The 20,449-nt window shown below is 69.8% G+C and carries 14 protein-coding genes; 6 read left to right on the top strand and 8 right to left on the bottom strand.

Features of this window, described 5'->3' with window-relative positions; all coding sequences use genetic code 11:
* Positions 1 to 52: 52 nt before the first annotated feature.
* The 4 genes from IF28_RS0114925 to IF28_RS0114910 all read right to left on the bottom strand — a co-directional run bounded on the left by IF28_RS0114925 (position 53) and on the right by IF28_RS0114910 (position 4,712).
* Entirely contained in the window at positions 53 to 313 is a 261-nt protein-coding gene (locus IF28_RS0114925; protein WP_030219362.1) for a hypothetical protein, read from the bottom strand.
* A gap of 21 nt (positions 314 to 334) precedes the next feature.
* The gene (locus IF28_RS0114920) at positions 335 to 2,494 is read right to left on the bottom strand and encodes a DEAD/DEAH box helicase (protein ID WP_030219359.1); all 2,160 of its coding nucleotides are present in this window, start codon (positions 2,492 to 2,494) and stop codon (positions 335 to 337) included.
* A gap of 48 nt (positions 2,495 to 2,542) precedes the next feature.
* A complete protein-coding gene (locus IF28_RS0114915; RefSeq protein ID WP_234325192.1) occupies positions 2,543 to 4,084 on the bottom strand; it encodes a serine/threonine-protein kinase in 1,542 nt (513 codons plus the stop codon).
* A gap of 184 nt (positions 4,085 to 4,268) precedes the next feature.
* Positions 4,269 to 4,712, bottom strand: coding sequence for an ATP-binding protein (locus IF28_RS0114910; protein WP_030219352.1), 444 nt, complete (start codon positions 4,710 to 4,712; stop codon positions 4,269 to 4,271).
* Between the two features lie 121 nt (positions 4,713 to 4,833).
* Here IF28_RS0114910 and IF28_RS0114905 point away from each other — a divergent pair, with 121 nt between their 5' ends.
* Together IF28_RS0114905 and IF28_RS0114900 are read left to right on the top strand one after the other, a co-directional pair.
* Complete coding sequence (locus IF28_RS0114905) at positions 4,834 to 5,694, top strand: helix-turn-helix domain-containing protein (protein WP_030219349.1); 861 nt, start codon at positions 4,834 to 4,836, stop codon at positions 5,692 to 5,694.
* Positions 5,691 to 5,897, top strand: a complete 207-nt coding sequence (locus IF28_RS0114900; protein WP_030219347.1) for a DUF397 domain-containing protein — start codon at positions 5,691 to 5,693, stop codon at positions 5,895 to 5,897. The genes IF28_RS0114905 and IF28_RS0114900 overlap by 4 nt, the downstream gene beginning before the upstream one ends.
* A 45-nt stretch (positions 5,898 to 5,942) precedes the next feature.
* Here IF28_RS0114900 and IF28_RS0114895 read toward each other — a convergent pair whose 3' ends face one another.
* From IF28_RS0114895 to IF28_RS0114880, 4 genes are all read right to left on the bottom strand, one after another.
* Positions 5,943 to 9,125 (bottom strand): type I restriction endonuclease subunit R, encoded by a 3,183-nt coding sequence (locus IF28_RS0114895; RefSeq protein WP_030219344.1) that lies wholly within the window; start codon positions 9,123 to 9,125, stop codon positions 5,943 to 5,945.
* A complete protein-coding gene (locus IF28_RS36370) occupies positions 9,122 to 10,459 on the bottom strand; it encodes a restriction endonuclease subunit S (protein ID WP_078621157.1) in 1,338 nt (445 codons plus the stop codon). The genes IF28_RS0114895 and IF28_RS36370 overlap by 4 nt, the downstream gene beginning before the upstream one ends.
* Positions 10,456 to 12,447 (bottom strand): type I restriction-modification system subunit M, encoded by a 1,992-nt coding sequence (locus IF28_RS0114885; protein ID WP_030219339.1) that lies wholly within the window; start codon positions 12,445 to 12,447, stop codon positions 10,456 to 10,458. The genes IF28_RS36370 and IF28_RS0114885 overlap by 4 nt, the downstream gene beginning before the upstream one ends.
* A gap of 104 nt (positions 12,448 to 12,551) precedes the next feature.
* Entirely contained in the window at positions 12,552 to 14,717 is a 2,166-nt protein-coding gene (locus tag IF28_RS0114880) for an N-6 DNA methylase (RefSeq protein ID WP_199808993.1), read from the bottom strand.
* A gap of 200 nt (positions 14,718 to 14,917) precedes the next feature.
* Between IF28_RS0114880 and IF28_RS0114875 the strand changes: the two genes are divergently transcribed.
* The 4 genes from IF28_RS0114875 to IF28_RS0114860 are packed head-to-tail and all read left to right on the top strand — an operon-like array spanning position 14,918 to position 20,448.
* On the top strand, positions 14,918 to 16,624 hold the full coding sequence (locus tag IF28_RS0114875) for a hypothetical protein (RefSeq protein ID WP_030219328.1): 1,707 nt from the start codon (positions 14,918 to 14,920) through the stop codon (positions 16,622 to 16,624).
* A gap of 49 nt (positions 16,625 to 16,673) precedes the next feature.
* Complete coding sequence (locus IF28_RS39840; RefSeq protein ID WP_234325174.1) at positions 16,674 to 17,336, top strand: hypothetical protein; 663 nt, start codon at positions 16,674 to 16,676, stop codon at positions 17,334 to 17,336.
* Positions 17,333 to 19,435: an Hsp70 family protein gene (locus IF28_RS0114865; protein WP_030219325.1), complete on the top strand. Its 2,103-nt coding sequence runs from the start codon at positions 17,333 to 17,335 to the stop codon at positions 19,433 to 19,435. The genes IF28_RS39840 and IF28_RS0114865 overlap by 4 nt, the downstream gene beginning before the upstream one ends.
* 56 nt (positions 19,436 to 19,491) lie before the next feature.
* Positions 19,492 to 20,448, top strand: coding sequence for a serine/threonine-protein kinase (locus IF28_RS0114860; protein ID WP_078621155.1), 957 nt, complete (start codon positions 19,492 to 19,494; stop codon positions 20,446 to 20,448).
* Position 20,449: the final 1 nt, after the last annotated feature.

The raw sequence follows: 20,449 nt of genomic DNA, 5'->3' as shown, positions 1-20,449 counted from the left end.
GAACACGACCCGTATGACGAGCGGCTGGACCGCTGCCAGGTCCAGCCGTCCGTCACGTCGCCCAGGCGGCCTTCGCCACCGGGTCGACATCGCATTGCGCGATCTTGTCCAAGTGCGGCGATTTGGCCGGCACCCGATAGGTCCATGTGTCCTTCGCGGGGACCGATATCTGACCGCCGGCTGTCATCAGCACGAAGCCGTTCGCGTCCGCGAAGCTGACGCTCAGGTTCAGGACGGCGTCACGTCCGTTCGGATTCCTGATCCGCGGCAGCGAGGTCGCGCACCTCCCCGGGAGGACATGTCCGTCAGGCAATTCGACTCCGGAGCCGGTGCGTCAGACGGTGGTGGCGCCTGCCTCGGTCAGGAAGGTGCTCGGTTTGCCCCACCAGGACACGGCGAGGTTGTCCCGGGCGCGTGTGCAGGCCACGAACAGCAGGCAGCGTTCGGACATCAGGTCCGTCTCGTGCTGCTTGGGGTCGATCTCGGGCGGCGTGACGGCCTTCGGGAACGGCAGGGTCTCCTCGTCGACGCCGATGACCGCGACGCAGCGGAACTCCAGGCCCTTGAACGAGTGCATGGTGCCGACCCGTACGGCCGCCGGGTCCCCGGTGCCGGCGTCGGCGGAGCGCAGCGTCACCGCGGGAATCCCGGCGTCCTTCAGGTGCGCCACCGCCTTCGCGCACGTCTTGTTGAACCGGGCGCTCACCCCGATCTCCCCGGCGCCGACCCCCGCGTCCAGCCACGCCCGCACCCGGTCGACGAGCGCGTCCAGTTCGGCCTCTTCGCTCGCCGCTCCCCGCACATCCGGCCCGTCACCGTGCAGGGCGGAGCGGTATCCGAGCAGTGTCTCGCCCAGGCCCTCGTCCTCGAGCCGGTCGACCGGCCGGCCGACCAGCAGCGCCGTGGACCAGCGCAGGATCTCCTGCGTGCTGCGGTAGTTCTTCCGCAGCTTCACCGACCGCCCCGTCACCTTGATGCCGAGCGACTTCAGCGACACCTTCGAGTCGTAGATGCGCTGGTGCGGGTCGCCCGCGATGAACAGGTCGTCCGGGCGGGCCGGAACGGCCGCGCGCAGCAGCCGCCACTGCGCCGGATGCAGATCCTGCGCCTCGTCCACCACCACATGCCGGTACGGCGGTCCCTGGACCTCCAGCAGCCGCGCCGCCTCCACGCACGTCTGCAGCCAGGTGCGGCAGCCGTCCGCCGCCAGACCGGCCGTGAACCGCTCCACCGTCTCCCACACCAGCGGCCGTTCGGCCGCGGTCAGCCGGCTGCCGCGCCCCCGCCGGTCCGCCGCCCCGTACTCGGCCGGGCCGGTGATGCCCTGGGCCAGAATCACATGCCGGTACTCCTGCGCGAGGAACTGCGCGCTGCCCGTGAAGCCCGTCGCCTTGGCGGCCTTGCCCCAGCGGCTGACCTCCTCGTTGCTCATCAGCGGCCGCAGCGCCACCGCGCCGGGAGCCTCCGCGACGATCCGGCCGGCGAAGCCGTCGACCGTCGAGATGTCCACGCGCTCGCGCAGTTCCGGGTCGTCGACCAGCGATTCCAGTCCGGAACGCAGCGCGTTGACGAGCGCGTTCGTGTACGTCGTCAGCAGGATGCGGTCACCGTCCCGCAGATGCCTGAGCAGATGCCTGACCCGGTGCAGCGCGACGACGGTCTTGCCGGTGCCCGGACCGCCCGTGACCTGCGCGGGGCCGGAGTACGACGCCCGGTACGCCGTCTTCCGCTGGGAGGGGTGCAGGAAGACCCGCCACGCCGCGAAGGGCTTCTCCAGGATGTCCCGCAGCTCCTCGGGGGCCGTCACCAGCGCGATACGCGCCCGCGTGTGCTGGATCGCCGTCTCGTAGTCCCGCGTGTCCACCGGCTCCGTGGACGTCTGCAGGGCGGGCGCCACGATGTCCTGCCAGACCTCCTCCACCGTGCACCCGGCGGCGAGGTACTGCAGCACCTCCCGCTGGTCCTGCGGCAGCAGCGGCGCGAAGACGTCCAGCTGCTCCTGGTCGACCAGCGAACGGGCCTGCCGCAGCGTCTCGGCGTCGATGCCGAGCGCGCCGAGGTCCCCGTCGGAGAACTTCGCGAACAGCCGGGGCTTCGACGAGGACTCCGCCACCCGCTCGTACGCCGGCGTGATCTCGTCGAGGGTCGCCGCGTCCCGGATCTCGACCGCCCGCGTGACCTCGTTGATGCTGGACTTCTGCTTCATCGCCCAGTCGATGGCCTTGTCGTGCGGCAGCACCCGCAGCAGGACGAAGGTGTCCCCGGTGGGCGGCGCCAGCACCACCCCGCGCCAGAACTGGTCGATGCGGATCGTCCGGATCTGCTTGTCCTTCGCCTTCGTCAGGCTCTCCAGCTTCAGCCCCGGATCCTTGAACAGCTGATCGAGGGTGAGCCGGCCGAACTTCTCCCAGGCGTCCAGGACGCCCTTCCTGACCGGCGGCTGAAGCTTGGGCAGTTCGGCGAAGAAACCGATGTCGAAGGCGAGCTGCGGCATGGGTGGATCCTAGTGTCCGTGCGGGCGGGGGCAGAGACGTAGGCCAGGTCAGGGAGAAGATCCAGAGGCTCCGCCGTCGAGGTCCAGGCGGATCACCGCCAGGGTCTCCGCCACCTCGGCCGTCAGTTCGTGGTCCGGGCCCAGCACCATGCACAGGTCCGTGTGCAGGGGCTCCAGCACGTCGTACGCCTCCGCCGCGCGCTGCTGCGCCAGGAGCAGCATGCCGATGTCGCGGCGCAGTTCCACCGCGTTCTCGCTCGCGTCGCCGTCGACGGCCCGGACGGCGTCGAGTACGCCGTTCAGTCCGGCCAGCGCCTCGGTGACCTGACCGAGTTCGCCACGGCAGCGGGCGGCCTGGGCGCGGCAGTCCAGCGATTCCTCGCTGTGCGGACCGCTGACCCGGCCGTACGCGTCGGCCAGGGCCTCGAACTCCGGCAGCGCGGACCGGTGATCGCCGGCGAGCTGGCGGCTGAGTGCCCGACGGGTGCGGAGCGCGAGGACCGCCTTGCTCTCCGCGCCGAGGACCCGGGCGGCCGCGTCGATCATCTCGCCGACCACCTCGGCCGCCTGTGAGAAGCGGTCCTCTTCCCACAGCGCGTCGCAGTGGTCGTACACCTCGCGGATCCGCTCCCGCAGCTCGTCACGCTGGGCGGGCGGCAGCACGGGTGCCGGGGCCGCGTCCGGCGCGTTCCGCCGTACGCCCGCGGCGCCGGCGCGTGAACGGGGCGCGTAGGGGTGGCGGAAGATACCGGTGGGGTCGGGCGCCCCGGCAGGGCCCGCCTGCGGCGCGGACTCCTCACCGGGCGCGGGCAGGAACGGCCGCAGCCGCTCGTACACCTCCTGCACGTCCACCGGACGCGCCTCGGGCGCCTTGCGGAGCAGGTGCAGGACGAGTTCCTCCAGCGCCTGAGGGACGTCGGCGCGCAGCTGCCGCAGTGGTGTCGGCGCCGCGTTGATGTGCTGCATCATCAGCTGCCACTCGCTGTCACCGCCGAACAGCGTCCGCCCGCAAAGCAGTTCGTGCAGCACGCAGCCGAGCGCGTACAAGTCGGTGCGGGGTGTGACCCGCGCCCCGCGCACCTGCTCGGGCGCCATGTACTGGTACGTCCCGACCGGGCTGCCCGTCGCCGTCAGCTTGGTGACGTCCGTGCGCAGGATCGCCGCGATGCCGAAGTCCAGCACCTTAACCGTGCCGTCGCGGGCGACCAGGATGTTGCCCGGCTTCAGGTCACGGTGGACGACCGGCACGTCGTGCGCGTACGACAGCACGGTCGCCACCTGCGCCGCCACGGCCACCGCCCAGCTGACGGGGAGCGGCGGCCGCTGCTCGGGACGCACGTACGCGGTCAGCGGCACGCCGTCGACCAGCTCCATCACCAGGAACAGCTGCTCGTACGACTCGTCAAGGACCGCGTCGTACACCTGCGGCACACCCGGGTGCTGGATCCGCGCGGTGACGCGCGCCTCGCGCCGGAAGCGCTTCTCGAACTCCTCCGCCAGATGCGGCGACGTCACCGCCTGCGGCCGGATCAGCTTCACCGCCACCGGCCGGTCCAGCACGGCGTCGTAGCCGCGCCAGACGTCCCCCATGCCGCCGTGGTCGAACTGCTCGAGGAGTTCGTAGCGTCCCGCGATCCGTCGTACGTCGTCCGGCACCTGATCCCGCCCCCGCTCACGTGGAGTGCCCGAAGAGTGCTGCGCTGTGGTCGGGGATCAGTCTTCCGGGCGGGGGCGCGTGCGTCCAACCGGGGCGGGTGGTGCGGGTGTGATCAGGTCAGCCGGAGTACGCCGTGCACTCCGCCCACACGGTCTTGCCCGGCCCGCCCCCGGCGCGCGGCGAGCAGCCCCAGCGGTCGGCGAGCGCCGCGACCAGCAGCAGGCCGCGCCCGCTCTCGCCGTCCTCGGGCGGTGTGGCGGGGAGTTGGGGCAGGCGTTCGTCCCGGGTGTCGGTGACCTCGATCCGTACGGTGCGGGCGGCCGGGTCGGCGGTCAGGCGTACGTGGAAGTCGCGGCCGGAAACGTGCCCGTGCCGTACCGCGTTGGCGGACAGTTCCGCCGCCACGAGCGTGACCGCGTCGTGGGCGTCGCTGTCGTACGGCACCCCCCAGGCGTCCAGGCAGTGCTCGCACATGCGCCGGGCGAGACGGGCGCCGCGCGGGGTGGAACTGAAGCGCATCGAGAACTGGTGCACCGTTGGGGGTGATTGTGTGACGTTCATGCCCTTACGGTGGCCGGTCGTGGCATAGCGTGACCAGTGGTGACGCGCCGTCGCGGCGCTTTCGTACGGCGTTGGCGCGGGCGCTGTACGGCACGGTACGTGGGGAGAGGCGGGCAGGGCGATGACCGAGGTACGGGACGAGGAGACGGCGGCGGTACGGCAGCAGCGGCGGCCGGAGGACGAGCCGGGGACGGGCGTGGTGACGGCGTTCGGGCGGCAGTTGAAGCTGCTGCGGACGCGGGCGGGGATGGAGCGGGCGGAGTTCGGGAGGCGGGTGGGGTACTCGGCGGACTCGGTTGCCTCGATCGAGCAGGGGAGGCGGATTCCGCAGGCCTCATTCATCGACAAGGCGGATGAGGTACTGGGGGCGGGCGGTGTACTTCGGGCGTTGAAGGATGAGGTGGGGAAGGCCCAGTACCCGGCAATGTTCCGGGACATGGCGCGGCTTGAAGCCAGAGCCGCGGCGCTGAACCTGTACGCCGTGTATGCCGTGCCTGGTCTGTTGCAGACCGAGAATTACGCGCGGGCGGTCTTCCACAGGCAACGTCCGCTGCTGGAGGACGACGTGATCGAGCAGCGACTCGAGGCGCGCATGGTGCGTCAGGAGATCTTCCTGCGTCGTCCAGCCCCCTTGATGAGCTTCGTGATCGAGGAGGCCGTCCTGCGCAGGCCGATCGGTGGTGTGGAGGTGATGCGCGAGGCATTGGCGCACATCCTCGCCACGGGACAGTCCAGGAACGTGGAAGTCCAGGTTATGCCGATCGAGCGGGAAGACAACGCCGCGTTGAGCGGGCCCTTCTCACTGATCGACACCGACAAGGGGCAGCGGATCGCGTACGCCGAAGTACAGGATCACAGCCGCATCTTCACCGACACCGCATACGTGCGGACGCTGGAAGCTCGCTATGGCATCCTCCGATCACAGGCCCTGACACCGAGCGAGTCAGCGGCGTTCATCAAGCAACTGATGGGAGAGACATGAGCGTGCAGCACAGCAAGGCGGCTGTGCCCGAGGCCGCTTGGGTCAAGAGCAGCTACAGCACTGGCAATGGAGGCGAGTGTCTGGAGGTTGCCCCGCTCCCCGGAGCTGTCCTCGTCAGGGATTCGAAGCGGCCCGCGGTGGCGAATCTGGCGGTTGGCTTCGCCGCTTGGAGCGACTTCCTGCGGATGGCCACAGGGCGGTGAACCGTGTGCGTGGGCTCGGCGCTCGTGCACCGAGCCCACGGCACTTCAGAAGTCGTCCAACCCTTCCTCCCGGCGGATCATCCGCCAGGCCGCGCGGCGAGCGCTGCGGTCGAGGTTGGACTTGAAGTCCCGGTCCGTACCGAAGTACCGCTTGCCGAGGGTGTCGATGGTGGATACGTGATCCATCATGTTCTCCTCGAACTTCTTGTCGAAGACGATCCCGAAGTTCTCCTCGTCGTTGACGACGGCGGCCGCCCGGACCTTCGGGTCCTTCTTCGTCGCGTTGAAGGCCGGGAGGACGTCCTCCTCGGTGAACTCCGTACCGAACTTGGAGTTGAACTTCTCGATCAGCTCGGACAGCAGTGACTTGTCCGCGTCCTTCGCGCCGCCGGCGCCATCACCGAAGCCCTTGAGCTCGGCGGGACCTTCGGGAGCGAGGGACACATCATGCTCGCCGGTCTTCTCGACCCGCAGGTGGCTGAGGTCGACCTCTCCTATGTCGACTCCGCCGTCAGCGAGGCGGGGGAGTCGGTTGAGCAGGTGGCGCCCGTACAGGTGCAGGCGCTCCAACTCGGCGTCGCGGTAGGGGACGATCTGCGCGAGGAAGCCGTACTTCCGGACGTAGTCGTTGAGGTTGGCGCGGAACTCCTCCGCCGTCTCGACGTCGTCCTCCTCCTCGCTCTCCAGCAGAGCGCTGAAGCGGGCCACGGCGGGGGAGAGGAGCCGGTACAACTCCGCGTGCAGCTTCTCCCACTTGGACTGGACGCCGGCCGCCTTCTTCTCCGCCTCCAGGTACGCGGCGACGAACTCGTCCATGTCCTGCTCCGAGATGATCGGCGCGGACATGACGCGACTCTGGGCCGTGTAGAGGAGGTTGGGGTCGGAGGGCAGGGTGTGCGCCTCCTCGAAGTAGGGGCGGAAGGCTTCCTTGATGTCCTCGGCGTCGTTGACGAAGTCCAGTACGGCCAGGTCGGCCTGCGACTTGCGCTCGGCGGTGCGGTTGAGGCGCGAGAGAGTCTGCACGGCCGCGATGCCGGTGAGCGTCTTGTTCACGTACATCGTGGTGAGAAGCGGCTGGTCGAAGCCGGTCTGGTACTTCTCCGCGACGACCAGGATCCGGTACTCCTGCTGCCCCTTGCCGCCGGCCTTCGCGGCCTTGTCGTCCTCGCGGGTGTAGCCGAAGGCCTTCGGCAGCGCCGCCTCGGAGATGCCGCCGTTCTCCTTGACCTCGGTGGTCTCCTCATCGTCGATGGTGAGGGTGCCGGAGATCGCGACGAGCACGCCGAGGTCCGGGTACTTGGTGTCGTACTCACGGTCCGCGATGTAACTGCGGATGGCGCGGGCCATCTGGACGGCAGAGTGCCGGGAGGCCGTGACCACCATGGCCTTGGCGCGTCCCCCGAGTCGGCCGCGGGTGTGGGCCAGGAAGTGCTCGACGATCACCGTCGCGTGCTGGGACACGGTGTGCTCGTGCATGAGTGCGAACCGGGCGAGCTGGCTGTTCGCCTTGGAGGGGTCCACCTCCTTCTCGTCGCGGTTGAGGTTCGCGAGCTTCCAGTAGGTGTTGTAGGTGACGTAATTGCGCAGGGGGTCGAGGATGAAGCCTTCCTCGATGGCCTGGCGCATGGAGTAGGTGTGGAAGGGGCGATAGACGGTCTTGCCGTTCTCCACGCCTTCCGCGCCGAAGAGTTCGAGGGTCTTGGACTTGGGGGTAGCCGTGAAGGCGAAGTAGGAGAGGTTGGCTGCGCGGGAGCGTGCCACCGCCTTCGCCTTGAGCTGGTCGTCCACGGTGAGCGTGGTCGCGCCCTCGTCGTCCGAGTCGGCGTCCAGACCGAGGTCCCGCAGGGCCGACTTCACGGCGGTAGCGGCGTCGCCTGACTGCGAGGAGTGCGCCTCGTCCACGATGATCGCGAAGCGGGTGCCCTTGATCTCGGTGGGGTTGCGCTTGATGTAGTCGAGCAGCGCGGGGAACGAGTGCAGGGTGACGGTGACGATCTTCCCGGTGTCCCGTGAGAGGGCGCGGGCGAGCTGCTCGCTCTTCGCGCCGTGCTTCTCGTCGACCTTGACTACCAGGCCATCGGTCTGGCTGAAGCTGCCGACCGTCGCCGAGAGCTGAGCATCCAGGGCACGGCGGTCCGTGATGACAATGACCTTGTCGAAGACGGGCTCGCCCGGCTTGATACGGCCCTCGGCGAGGGCGTCGGGCCTGAGGACCGCCGGGTCGGTCCGGGCGTGGAGGTCGCTGAGGCGGTGGGCCAGCCAGCCGATGGTGTTCGACTTGCCCGAGCCGGCGGAGGCCATGACGAGGTAGTTCTGGCCGGCGCCGTGGACGGACGCGTGCGCGGTGAGCTTCTTGACGACGTCCCACTGGTGGAAGCGCGGGAAGATCGTCTTTTTGGTGGTGCCTCCGCCGGGCGTCTTCTCCTTCTGCTGGTGAACGAAGCGCTGGAGGAGGTCGAGCCAGTTGTCCCGCTGCCAGACCTGTTCCCAGAGGTAGGACGTGGCGTACGTGCCGTGAGCGGTGGGGTCGGGGTTGCCGGATCCGCCGGGCTGGCCGGGGCCGTTCGAGCCGGTGTTGAACGGCAGGAACTGGGTGTTCTTCCCGCGCAGTTGCGTGGTGACGAAGACCAGGTCCGGGTCCACGGCGAAGTTAGCGATGACCCGGCGGGTGAAGATCAGCTCGGTCGGGTCCCGGTCGGTCCGGTACTGCTCCTTGGCCTGCTCGACACCCTGGCCGGTGAGCGGGTTCTTCAACTCGGCCGTGGCGATCGGGATGCCGTTGAGGAACAGGGTGAGGTCGAGGCGGTGACCCCAGTCGGCCTGCTTGGTGGCGTAGGGGAGTTCACGGACGACGGTGAGGCGGTTGGCGTTGTAGCCGTTGAGGACGGACGGGGCCGAGATGAGGTTGGGCTTGAAGTAGGCGACGCGGAGGCGGACTCCGCGGTCCTTGACACCATTCCGGAGGACGTGAAGGAGCCCGTCATCGGCGATGGCCCGGTCGAGCCGCTGCGCGAAACCGCGCTGGGCATCGTTGGGGTTCTCGCCGTAGACGGTGAGCAGTTCGCTCCACTCGTCAGGCTGGGTCGCCCCGATGAAGGTGAACAACTCATTGGTGTCGAGCCCGAGGTCGGATCGGTAGTCCTCGGGATTCGCCTCCCGCCAACCTCGCTCACAGAGGGCGGCAACGATGGCCGACCCGAAGGAGGACTCGTCGTGCGCAGGGCTCATACGGATACTCCTTCGGTGACGTTGCGGCCGCTGGCGGTGGAGATGTCGAACTGGCCAGTTACGGCAGCGGTGATGAGGGCTTGACGGCGTTCTCGGAGCAATTCTTGCTGGCGGCGCACCCGGTCGGTGAGTGTGTCGATGCGTGCATTTTGACGCCGAATGCTCTGTACGATCTCCTCTTGCTCCTCCATGGAAGGCAAGGGAATACGGAGCATCTGCAGATCCGGGACATAGATTGTCTTGTGTGTCGAGCCCATGGCGAGGCGACCTAGAAGGTCAGGGCGCATGGCCCGAAGGCACCACAGGAGGAAGTAAGGGGACAAGTGAGGTCCGCAAGTCCAGGTAACGAAATCCTGGCTTGTTGCCATGTCGAGGCCCATGACGCCGGAGTAGCCAGCTGAAGCCGTACGGCACAGAAAGACTGTACCTTTTGGATGCAATTCAGCTGCTGAGTTACTGAGTCCCAACGCGCTAATCTTCTCGCGTGTCTCGTAGAGCTGTTCGATGCGGTCGTCTCGCACCTGCCTAACTTCGCCCGTTGTGATCCAGGGGATGCGGCAGTCCACCCACCATTCTGGATGGGACCGGCTGGGGGTGTGGCCGCTTCCCATCTGAGCCAGCAGTCCCAGACGGACTTCCTGCCAGTGCGCCGGAATTGACTGCAGCCAAGCGAGGGTAGAGCCCTGTCGGGCGTTGTGCGTGCTGCCTGACACTGCGGCGACTACACCGGCAGAGCGACGCTCGCTCAGGAGATCGAGTTCACGCTGCAATGCGGCTCTGAGGCTGTCGATGCGATCGGTTTCGGCGTCGAGAAATTTGGCGATGCGGCGCTGCTCTTCCAGCGGGGGCAATGGAACCCGCAACTGCTCGATGTCCGGCATGTAAATGGTCTTGTGCGTGGAGCCCGTGGCCACCCGCTTGAGATCAGGCGCCATGCCGCGAAGTGCGTGCAGAAGGTAGCGAGGGTCCAGCCTTGGCCCACAGGTCCAGGTCGCGAAGTCCTGGCTCGTAGCCATGTCACGTCCCATGATCGCGGAGAAACCCACTGAAGCGGTCCGCGAAAGGATCACGGTTCCCGCCGGGTGCTTCACGGCGGAGGAGTTGGCCAAACCGAGAGGGCTGACCTTTTCCTTCGTCTTCGTGATGACTGTGGTCCGCCCGTCACGCAATTGCCATACGTCGGCGAGGGTGACCCAGGGAACCGTGCAGTTCTCCCAATACTCGGGCTTGGTGCGACTCGGCGTATGTCCGGACCCCAGGCGCGCCACGAGCCGAATTGGTGCTGTCGGCCAATGTGACGCAGAGAGCCACGGCGCCAGACGAGACTCGGTCATTCCGTAACCTCCCCCAACAGCCCTTGAATCTCAGCCTCCAACGCCTTCAGCTCCGCGTCGATCTCCGCCAGCGGCCTCGGCGGCTCATACACATAGAAGTGCCGCGTGAACGGAACCTCGTACCCCACCTTCGTCTTACTGCGGTCGATCCACGCATCCGGCACATGAGGATGAACCTCTCGCGCCAAGTACTCCTCGACGTCCTCCCCCAACGGCACGTTCTCGAAGTCCCGAAGCTCCCCATCCGGCTCCGGCTGCCCCTTGACGAGCTGCACATCGCCCTCCGGATCCCGCACTCCCAGCACATCCCGCAGCGCCTTGTTAAACGGCGCCCCCGTAGGCCACGTCCCGCCGGCCTGGACCACCGCGTCCTTCAACGCGAGCCAAGCCTCTTGTTTCGCCCCCCAACTCGCCCCCATCAGGGACTTGAACGCATCTGCCAGTACCGACGCCTGCGGCAGCTTCTGGATTGTCTTCGACGCCTCCAGCGCCGCCAACGTCTCCTCCGTCACCTCGAACCGCAGCTTCAGCGGGCGTTCGACGGTGATCCGCTGGTACCCGAAGTCCTCGTTCGCGAAGACCTTCACCTTCCCGTGCAGCGGATGCTCCGCATCCCCCGCGACGGCCAGCGCCTCCCCGTACAGCTTGACGACGTCGGCGATGTGCTCCTTGCCCAGAGCCTTCCGCTTGTCGCCCAGCGACTTCCGCATCTTCTGCCACTGGTCGCGCGCGTCCAGCAGCACGACCTTGCCCTTGTGATCGGGGCTCTTCCGGTTCGTCAGGATCCAGAAGTACGTGGAGATCCCGGTGTTGTAGAACAACTGGTCCGGCAGCGCGACGATGCCCTCCAGCCAGTCGTTCTCCAGGATCCAGCGGCGGATCTCCGACTCGCCCGACCCCGCCGCACCCGTGAACAACGGAGAACCATTGAAGACGATCGCCAGCCGCGAACCACCCCCGCCGCTCACATCCACCGGCTTCATCTTCGAGATCATGTGCTGGAGGAACAGCAACGACCCGTCGTTGATGCGCGGCAGCCCCGCCCCGAAGCGGCCGGCCTCGCCCAGCGCCTTGTGCTCGTGCTCGACCTCGTCCTTGACCTTCTTCCACTCCACGCCGAACGGCGGGTTGGCCAGCATGTAGTCGAAGGACTTCCGGGCGTGCCCGTCATCCGAGAACGAGTTGCCGAAGGCGATGTTCTCGGGGTCCTGCCCCTTGATCATGAGGTCGGACCGGCAGATCGCCCACGACTCGGGGTTGAGCTCCTGTCCGAACACCTCCACCGTGGCGTCCGGGTTCAGCTCCTTGATGAGGTCGTCCATCGCGGAGAGCATCCCGCCCGTACCGCAGGCCGGGTCGAGGACCGTGCGCACCGCACCCGGGAGCTGCAACGCGTCGCCGTCCGGGGCGACCAGCAGCCGCACCATGAGCTGGATGACCTCGCGGGGCGTGAAGTGCTCACCGGCCGTCTCGTTCGACTGCTCCGCGAACCGGCGGATCAGCTCCTCGAAGATGTAACCCATGTTGTGGTTGGGTACGACCTCCGGACGCAGGTCCAGGTCCGTGAACTTGCCGATGACCTGATACAGCAGCCCGGCACTGTCCAGCCGCTTGATCTGCTGAGCGAACTCGAACCGGTCCAGCACCCCCCGCGCGTTGTCGGAGAACGCCCCCACATACACCTGAAGGTTCTGCGCCGCGTTCTGCGGGTCCGCGGCGATCTTCTTCAGGGTCAGGCTCGACCGGTTGTAGAAGGAGTGCCCCGAGGCCCGCCGCAGGAAGCGGTCCGGGTCGATCCCGCTGTCCTCGTGCTGCTCCGAGATCTCCGCGACCTTCTCGCGGGTCGGTTCGAGCACGCACTCCAGTCGCCGCAGGACCGTGAACGGCAGGATGACCTTGCCGTAGTCGGACTGCTTGTAGTCCCCCCGCAGGAGGTCGGCGACGGACCACGCGTGGTTCGCCAACTCCGTGTGCTTACTGCTGTTCAACTGGATCCCCGGATTCCTTCCGAAATGTCCCGACCCCGCCGCCCGAGCCGATCAGTGGGCCGGGCGGTCCGACAAGTGTGGTCTATATGTGGAGGCGCGCGTGCCTAATGGGGCGAATCGCCACCCGGACCGGGCGCCTCCGCCGCCTCCCGCGACGGCAGCAGCTGCCCGCCCGTGAGCCCGCCCGCCAGCAACCGCGCCGTTTCCTCCGCCAGCCGCATGGCCCGCCGGGCCTCCGCCCGGAGCGCGTGCACATGCCGGAAGGCATCGCCGTACCGCCGCTGCTCCTCCAGCGGCAGCAACGGCACCCGCAGTCGCCCCGGACTGACGCTGAGCACCGTGCTGCCGGTCGACGCGCCCGCGATGTTCTCGTCCGCGCCCAGGAACCCGGCGAGGAACCAGGCGTCCAGGCGCTTCGGGTCCGGGCGGAACAGGTGGATGTGGAGTCCGAGCAGCGCGCCGGCGTCCTCCTCGCCCGCCACCCGGGCCATCGGGCCGTCCCCGCCCACGACCGCCCGTACGAGAACGTCCCCCACGGCGATCACCGGAGCCATGTCGCTCCGCAGCTCCGCCGGGTCGCCCGTGGGACCCGAACCGCGCGAGATGTCCGAGCCGGTGAGCACCGCGCGGACCTCCCCCCGCTCCCCGCTCCCGTCGTCCTCCGCCCGCCCGCGCGTGCCCTCCGGCACCGTACGCAGCAGGGTGAGCGCCCCTCCGCGCGCGAGGTCGGACGCCGTGGCCGTCCGCCACTCCCGCGCTGCCGCCCCCGCCGCGCTCCACTCCTCGCGACCGGCGGCCCGCGCGAGCGCCTTCGCGGCCCGGGCGAGGTCCCGGCGGGTGGCGTCGACCTCGGCCGACAGCTCCGCGGGATCGGCCTCGGAACGTGACGCCCGTACGAGCCGGGCCGGGGTCAGATCCACCACGTCGTCCAGCAGATCCACCACGGCGACCGCGCGCGCGACACCGGGTTCGCCCTCGAACGTCTCCGCGTCCTCCGTGAACGCCCGCCACGCGTCCAGGGCGCGAGCCGTGACACCCGGCCAGTCCAGGGAGGCGGACCGGCTCGCCCCCCGCGTACGGTCCGCCGACGGCCCCGCCGACGCCGTGTCCACGAAGAGCACCGACTTGCGCTCGGCGCCGCCCGGTTCGGGCCGCTGCAGCACCCACACCTGAAGCCCGATGTGCAGTGGCACCGACGCGCCCACCGGCAGCGCGATCACCGCCCGCAGAGCCCCGCTGCGCACCAGCTCCTGCCGCACCCGCCGCCCCGACGCGCGCCCGGCCGTGGCCGGGGGCAGCAGCAGTGCCGCGTAGCCGCCGGGGGCGAGATGGGCGAGCGCGTGCTGCGCCCACGCCAGTTCGGACTCGGCGCGGGCCGGTACGCCGTACGCCCAGCGGGGGTCGTAGGCCAGCTCGTCGTGCCCCCAGTCCCGGACGCCGTACGGCGGATTGCACAGCACCGCGTCCGCGACCAGCCCCGCGAACGCGTCCGCGCGCAGACTGTCGGCGGCGCGCACGGTGACCGTGGCCTCCGGCGCCGTCAGCATCAGGCTCACGGCGCTGCGCCGGGCCTGCACGGGCAGGCTGTCCTGGCCGTACAGCTCACGCGCCCCCCGCCGGGCGGCGGCCGCCAGCAGGGTGCCGCCACCGCAGGCCGGGTCCAGGACGACGGACGGTGAACCCGGGATCAGACGGGCCATCAGATCGGCCAGCGGCGCGGGCGTCTGATACGCGCCGGACGCGGCACTGTCCTCCAGCTCCCGTTCCGCGAGCACACCCAGCGCGGCCTGGGCGCCCTCGTCCCGTACACACGCGTACAGCGCGCGCAGCGCCGCCGCGTCCCCCGCCTCGAAACGCACCGGATCGGCGGCCGGCACGGCGTCCGCCGCCGCCACCGTGTCCCGCCGCGCGTGCGCCACGAGATCCGCGTCCGGCAGCTCCATGGCGGCCGTCAGCTCCGCCGCCGTATGCCCGGCCGCCGCGAGGACGAGAAGCAGCAGCCCCTCCGACGTACCGCTGCCGCCGCTCTGTACGCGCAGGCGCAGCGTCGTACGCAGCTCCTCCGACGGCGTCGCCGCCGAGGCGTGACCGCGTGAGGCGAGCCAGGCGCGCACGGACTCCAGGTCGTACAGCGGACTGCTGTCCGTGCCGCCGGCCGGCGCGGGGAAGTCCTCGTGCCGACGGCGCCAGTTGCTGACCGTGGCACGCGTGACCCCCGCGATACGGGAGATCTCGGCTGCGGTCACCTGCGCGGATGGCTGCTGAGGCATGGCGGGAGTCCTGACCCTCTCTGGAGTGAGCAGTCAACAACCTACAGCGTTCGCCACATCTGTCAAAGTGATTGACGATGCTTTCATTGCTGTGCTTCTCTGGTGTTGCTTCCGGCAGGGAGGGGTGACCTGGGGAATCGCAGTTCAGGGGAGGGGTAGGTGAGGATTTCGTGCGCGGTTACAGTGTCGGCGTGTACGACATGACCGACCCGGTCGCCGCCCGCCGCGCGGCGATAGCCGCCGAGAAGGAACGCCTGGCCCGAGCGCGAGAGCGCCGGTCGAGCCAGGGGCAGAGCGCCGCGACCGGCTTCGGCCGACGCAAATGGCGCTGGCTCGGCGTCAACGGCGACGAGGCCATCGACGCCGTACTGGTGATGCTCCGGGACTTCGCGGCCGCTCCCGAGCTGACGGACGGCCAGCGGGACACCCTGGACCGGGCCGTCGCGGGGACACCGGACCGCGAGACACTGCTCCCCGCGGTGCGGGCGGGCCTCGCGACCCTGGAGCCCGAGGCCGTGCTCGGACACCTGCGGAGCCTGTGGGCCGCGGGGGTCCGCTGGCTCGGCGAGCGGGGATCGGACCGCTGCCGCGTCCTGTGTTCCACCGCTCCCGGCGTCGAACTCCTCGGCACGCGATCCCACGCGGTCTCCGGCGGCCCGGCCTTCTCCCTCTTCGTCACCGCCGCCACCCGCGGCGCGATACCCCTGCCGAACGCCGTTCTGACCCAGGTCCTCCCCTGGGCGCCGCTGTCGGTCCTCGACGACCTCGTGGACCACGGAGGCCTCCTGACGGACGACGAGCCCTGGCTGGCCCGGGCCGGGGACGAAGCGCTCTACCTGCGCGCCCGTCTCGCCCCCCACACGGTCGGCCCGCAGGACGCGGAACGGCTCGACTGGCAGGACGCGCTGCGCCGCAGGGCGTTCCTCGCCGACGAGACACTCCTGAGGCAGGAACCGGAAGACGTCTGGGACCTGCTCTACGACGTCGCCAGAGACGTCCAGTTGTCGTCCCTCGACGCGCTGGACGCCGTACTCCCGCGCGCTCAGCAGATCCAGCTGCGCGACCTCAGATCCGGGGCCCTCGTCGGCCAGTGGGACCGCGACACCCTCCGCGACCGGGGACTGTGGAAACTGATGGCCGCGCTGTGGCGGCCGACCGAGACCGTCGACCCCCGGCGCGGCGAGTTCTACGCGCTGGTCGCACTCGGCCGGGCGTACGACCTGCTGAAGTCCGGCGACCTGGACGGGGCACGCCGGCAGGCCGAATCCTTCGTACGGGAGCGGAAGACCGCCCCCGGCCCCTCGCTGCCCGCCGAACTCCTGGCCGAGGCCTACACGATCGCCGCCTACGCCACCGCCGTCACGTCGGCCGACGCGGGCAGCGACTGGGCCGCGAGAGAACAACTGGACCTCGCGAAGACGTACGCGGAGAAGGCGGCCGAGGACGGGGGGCCGGTCGCCGAGCGCAACCTCAGGCACGTCGGCGCCTGGCGGGCGACGCCGAAGAACAAGCGCGGCATGATGACGAACCCGTTCCTGGACATCGGCCTGGACCACGGCGCGGAAAGCTGGGAACGGCACTGTCGCGCCCTCTTCCGCGACTACGAGGAGCACGGCGACCAGGCGGCCCAGGCACGGCTCAACCTGGCACAGGACCGCATCGACGAGGCGGCCCGCCACGAGGCGGGATTCGACGTCTTCTTCCGGGCGCCGCTCGACCCGGCCCGCTCCGCGCAGCCCGACGCCGTACCCGGACGGCTCGTCCCGCCGCTGGAGCCGATGGCACGCAGGACCGCCCTCACGAGCGGCGCGGACCTCGAGTCCATCCGCGCCCTGGCGTCCGTCGAACTCCTCGACGACTTCCGCAGTACCCCGCCGCATCTCGACCGTCACGGTTCCACCCGCTGACGGCTTTCCCCGACCCGACGCACGACGGTGAGCGAGGCCCGACCAGCCCATGGCCGAGAAGAAGAAGACCACGGCAAGCCGTGGGAAGGTGAAGATCCCCAAGAACCAGCGCCCGCACCGCCCCTGCCCGCACTGCGGGCAGATACAGCCGGGCCACAGCCACGTGGACGCGCCGCACAAACCTGGCGGACTGCAACGGCGCAGGGACAAGCGGGAGCGCGGGCAGGACGCGGCCCAACCCCTCGCTCCCGTGGACGCACCCGAACCCCTTGAGCCCATCGACGCCAAGACGATCATCCAGGGGGTGGTCGAACGGATCCCCGCCGCCCTGGAGTCCGTGACGACCGACGGTGACACCGCACCGGCCACCGGCCTCAACGTGGTCGTACGCAAGGCCGTACTCGACGAGTTCCGCACCCGCGCCCAGTTCGCGGGACGGCTCGCCGAGATCGACGCGCTGCTGTGGACCCAGCCCGACCACGGCGGTGACCTCGTCACCGGCACACTCGAGGACCACCTGCGGCAACTGCGCCTCAGCAGACTGACCGAGCCGGAGGAATCGGACCGGTTCGTCGTCACCGAGGGCGAGGGCGACGGCTTCGAAGTGCTGCGGCCGGCGTACGTGGACGAACTGACCGGCAAGGTCGTACTGGCCGGACACCTGCGGAGAATTCCCGCGGACGACGGCGGAGCAGCGGGGGAGGAAGCATGACGACGGGTATCGACTTCGGCACCACGAACTCGGTCGCCGCCCAGTGGAACGGCGAGTACGTCGAGATCCTGGAACTCGGCGGCCAGGGACTCGACGCCGACTGGGAACGGCCCGGGTTCGAGAAGCTCTACCCGTCGGTGGTGGGCACGAGTTCGCTGCGCCCCGGAGCCCTGTTCGGCTGGGAGGCCAAACTGCGCTCCGAGCAGGCGGTCGAGGCGTGCAAGCGCATGCTGCGCGAGGAGCCGCTCGTGACCGTCGGCGGGCGGCGCTTCGCCGCCACGACCGCGGCCGCCGGAGTGTTCCGCTCGATGGCCGTCGCGGCGGAGGAGGAAGCCGCGACGGAGATCGGCGAAGCGGTGATCACCGTACCGGCGAACGCCACCGGAGCGGCACGGTTCCGCACCCGGGAAGCGGCGCGGGCGGCGGGCATCTCCGTCAAGACCCTGCTGAACGAACCCACGGCCGCCGCCATCGCCTACGCGCACACCCTGGAGGAGGACGGGGAGTTCCTCGTCTTCGACTGGGGCGGCGGAACCATGGACGCCACCCTGCTGCTGCACGACGACGGGTTCTTCGACGAGAAGGCCAGCCGGGGCGTCAACAAGCTCGGCGGACTGGAGATCGACGCGCGCCTGCGCCGTATGGTCCTCGAGCGGGCGCCCGCACGCGGGAAGTGGTCCGAGTCGGAGCGGCGGCAGTTCGCCCTCGAGATCGAGCGCAACAAGATCCTGCTGTCGTCCCAGGAGTCCGTGCGCATCGTCACGCCGGACGGGAACGCCGTGGAGATCGGCCAGGACGAGTTCTCGGCCGAGATCCAGGACCTCATCACCCGCGCCCTCGACCCGGTCGAGGAGTGCCTCGAACAGGCCCGCATCGACCCCGGTGAACTCAAAGCGGTCCTGATGATCGGCGGGAGCAGCCAGATCCCCGCCGTGCGTGACGCGGTGGCCGAGGCGCTGGACTGCGAACTCGTCGGCGCGGAACTCTGCCACCCGCTGACCGCCGTCGCCGAGGGAGCCGCGGTCTGCGCCGCCGCCATGGACGGCGAGCTCAAGAGCATCATCCGTGTCGTCAACACCCACGCCCTCGGCACCATCACCAAGGACCGGCACGGCAAGCGGGAGTTCAGCGCGCTCATCGACCGCAACCAGCGCCTTCCCCAGCAGCGCAGGAAGTCGTACCAGCCGTCCAGGGACGGAGTGTCCAGACTGACCGTCGAGGTGTGGGAAGGCGATCCCGACCGGCCCGTGGACCACCCCGACAACGTGAAGCTCACCGAACTCACCCTCGCCTACCCGGAACGTTCCGGAGCGGCCGAGGACGGCGCCTTCGACCTCGAGTACACGTACAGCAAGGAAGGCCTGCTGACGGTGCGCGCCACACTGCAGAAGACGGGACTGACCGTCCTCGACGGTGAGGTCAGGGTCTTCGGCGACAGCACCGTGCCGCCGGAGATCGAGAGGGAACTCAACGACCTCCTCTCCCTGCGCACGACCGGCCGCGAGACGCCCCGCCCCACCCACCCCCAGTCGGTCGCGGCAGCCCCGGAACCGGGACGGGCCGCCGCCGTGACGACGGCCGGCACCCCCGCCACCCGCCCCACGCCCGCTGCCATGGCCGGGTCGCGCAAGGCCCCCGAGAAGCCTGGCGCGCCCCTGGTCGTCGACGGTTCCAACCTCGCGTGGAACGGCCGTCCGCCGCGCGCGGCAGGCGGACTGCCCAGCTTCCAGGCGCTGCAGGCCGCCATCAAGTCGCTGCGGTTCAAGAACTCCGACCGGGACATCCACGTCGTCGTCGACGCGACGCTCCGGCACGACGTCGCTCCCCACGAGCGTCCCCTGGTGGAGGAGGCCATCGCGGCCGGCACCGTGGTGCAGCCCCCGGCGGGCACCGAAGGCCGCGGGGACGCCCTGGTCATCTCCATCGCGGAGGAGGTGGGCGGAGTGATCGTGTCCAACGACAACTTCGCACCGTTCCAGAGGGCGAACCCCTGGCTCCTGGACGTCGGCAGGGTGCTGGGCGCCACCCAGTCCCAGGGAGTCTGGGTCTTCAACCCCCGCCGGCCCAACGCCGCCGGGGCGGGAGCACGGCGCTCCTGACGCCGACGGCACGTGCGGGACGTGCCGCTGGAACTCGACCGGAGGAGAAGGCGCGCGTGGAGCAGTTCGCCGCGGGCAAGGTGGTGCGGGGCCGGTACCGGCTGGACCGGGTGCTGGGGCGGGGGGCCATGGGGCATGTGTGGCAGGGGGTGGACGTCTTCCTGGAGCGGCCCGTCGCCGTGAAGACCGTAGCCGCGGACCTGCTCGCCGTGCCGGATCTGCGCCGTACCGCCCTCGCGCGGTTCGAGCGGGAGGCGAAGGCGGCCGCCCGGCTCGACCACGCCAACATCACCACCGTGTACGACGCCGCCGTCACCGAGGACGTGTGCTGTCTGGTGATGCAGCTCGTCGACGGGACGACCCTCGACAACGTGGTCGACGGCGCCGACGACGGGCGGCTGACCGTGCCCGCCGCCGTGTCCGTCGCCGCGCAGCTGTGCTCCGGGCTGTCCGCCGCGCACGACGCCGGCCTCGTGCACCGGGACCTCAAGCCGCAGAACGTCATGGTCCGCGCCAGCGGCCTGGTGAAGATCCTCGACTTCGGTCTGGTGAAGGTCCTCTCGGACGCCGCCCCGCAGCTCACCGTGATCGGCGAGGCACTGGGCAACGTCGCCTACGCCTCACCCGAACTCCTCTCGGGGGACAGGCCGCTGGACGGGCGCAGCGACCTCTACGCGGTCGGGTGCCTCCTGCACCACCTGCTCACCGGCCGCCCGCCCTTCGACGCCCGGAACCCCGCCGAGCTGGTGACCCGGCACCTCACCGCGGCCCCGCCCCGCCTGGACGCCCCGCCCGCGCTCCAGGACCTGACCGACGCCCTGCTCGCCAAACGCCCCGAGGACCGGCCCGCCGGCGCGGCCGAGGTGTACGCGGCCCTCGCCCCGTACCTCCCGGCCCCCGAACCGGCCCTCGCCACCCGCAGGATGCCGCCGGAGGACCCCCGGCGGCCGTTCCTGCTTCCGCAGGCACCGGTCATGCCGCGGCAGGCGGGCGCACCCCGGTCAGTTCCCTGAG

Origin of the sequence: Streptomyces sp. NRRL WC-3626 (assembly GCF_000718785.1) — a bacterium.
GTDB classification, from domain to species: Bacteria; Actinomycetota; Actinomycetes; order Streptomycetales; family Streptomycetaceae; genus Streptomyces; species Streptomyces edwardsiae.
The sequence above is the reverse complement of the archived record's forward strand: the minus strand, read 5'-3'. Positions and strand labels throughout refer to the sequence as shown.

Excerpts from the sequence above, each read along its gene's own strand:
- IF28_RS0114910 (WP_030219352.1), bottom strand. The coding sequence starts at position 4,712 with ATGAACGTCACACAATCACCCCCAACGGTGCACCAGTTCTCGATGCGC.
- IF28_RS0114915 (WP_234325192.1), bottom strand. The coding sequence starts at position 4,084 with ATGGGGGACGTCTGGCGCGGCTACGACGCCGTGCTGGACCGGCCGGTG.
- IF28_RS0114900 (WP_030219347.1), top strand. The coding sequence starts at position 5,691 with ATGAGCGTGCAGCACAGCAAGGCGGCTGTGCCCGAGGCCGCTTGGGTC.
- IF28_RS0114865 (WP_030219325.1), top strand. The coding sequence starts at position 17,333 with ATGACGACGGGTATCGACTTCGGCACCACGAACTCGGTCGCCGCCCAG.
- IF28_RS0114905 (WP_030219349.1), top strand. The coding sequence starts at position 4,834 with ATGACCGAGGTACGGGACGAGGAGACGGCGGCGGTACGGCAGCAGCGG.
- IF28_RS0114895 (WP_030219344.1), bottom strand. The coding sequence starts at position 9,125 with ATGAGCCCTGCGCACGACGAGTCCTCCTTCGGGTCGGCCATCGTTGCC.
- IF28_RS0114920 (WP_030219359.1), bottom strand. The coding sequence starts at position 2,494 with ATGCCGCAGCTCGCCTTCGACATCGGTTTCTTCGCCGAACTGCCCAAG.
- IF28_RS0114880 (WP_199808993.1), bottom strand. The coding sequence starts at position 14,717 with ATGCCTCAGCAGCCATCCGCGCAGGTGACCGCAGCCGAGATCTCCCGT.
- IF28_RS39840 (WP_234325174.1), top strand. The coding sequence starts at position 16,674 with ATGGCCGAGAAGAAGAAGACCACGGCAAGCCGTGGGAAGGTGAAGATC.
- IF28_RS0114875 (WP_030219328.1), top strand. The coding sequence starts at position 14,918 with ATGACCGACCCGGTCGCCGCCCGCCGCGCGGCGATAGCCGCCGAGAAG.
- IF28_RS36370 (WP_078621157.1), bottom strand. The coding sequence starts at position 10,459 with ATGACCGAGTCTCGTCTGGCGCCGTGGCTCTCTGCGTCACATTGGCCG.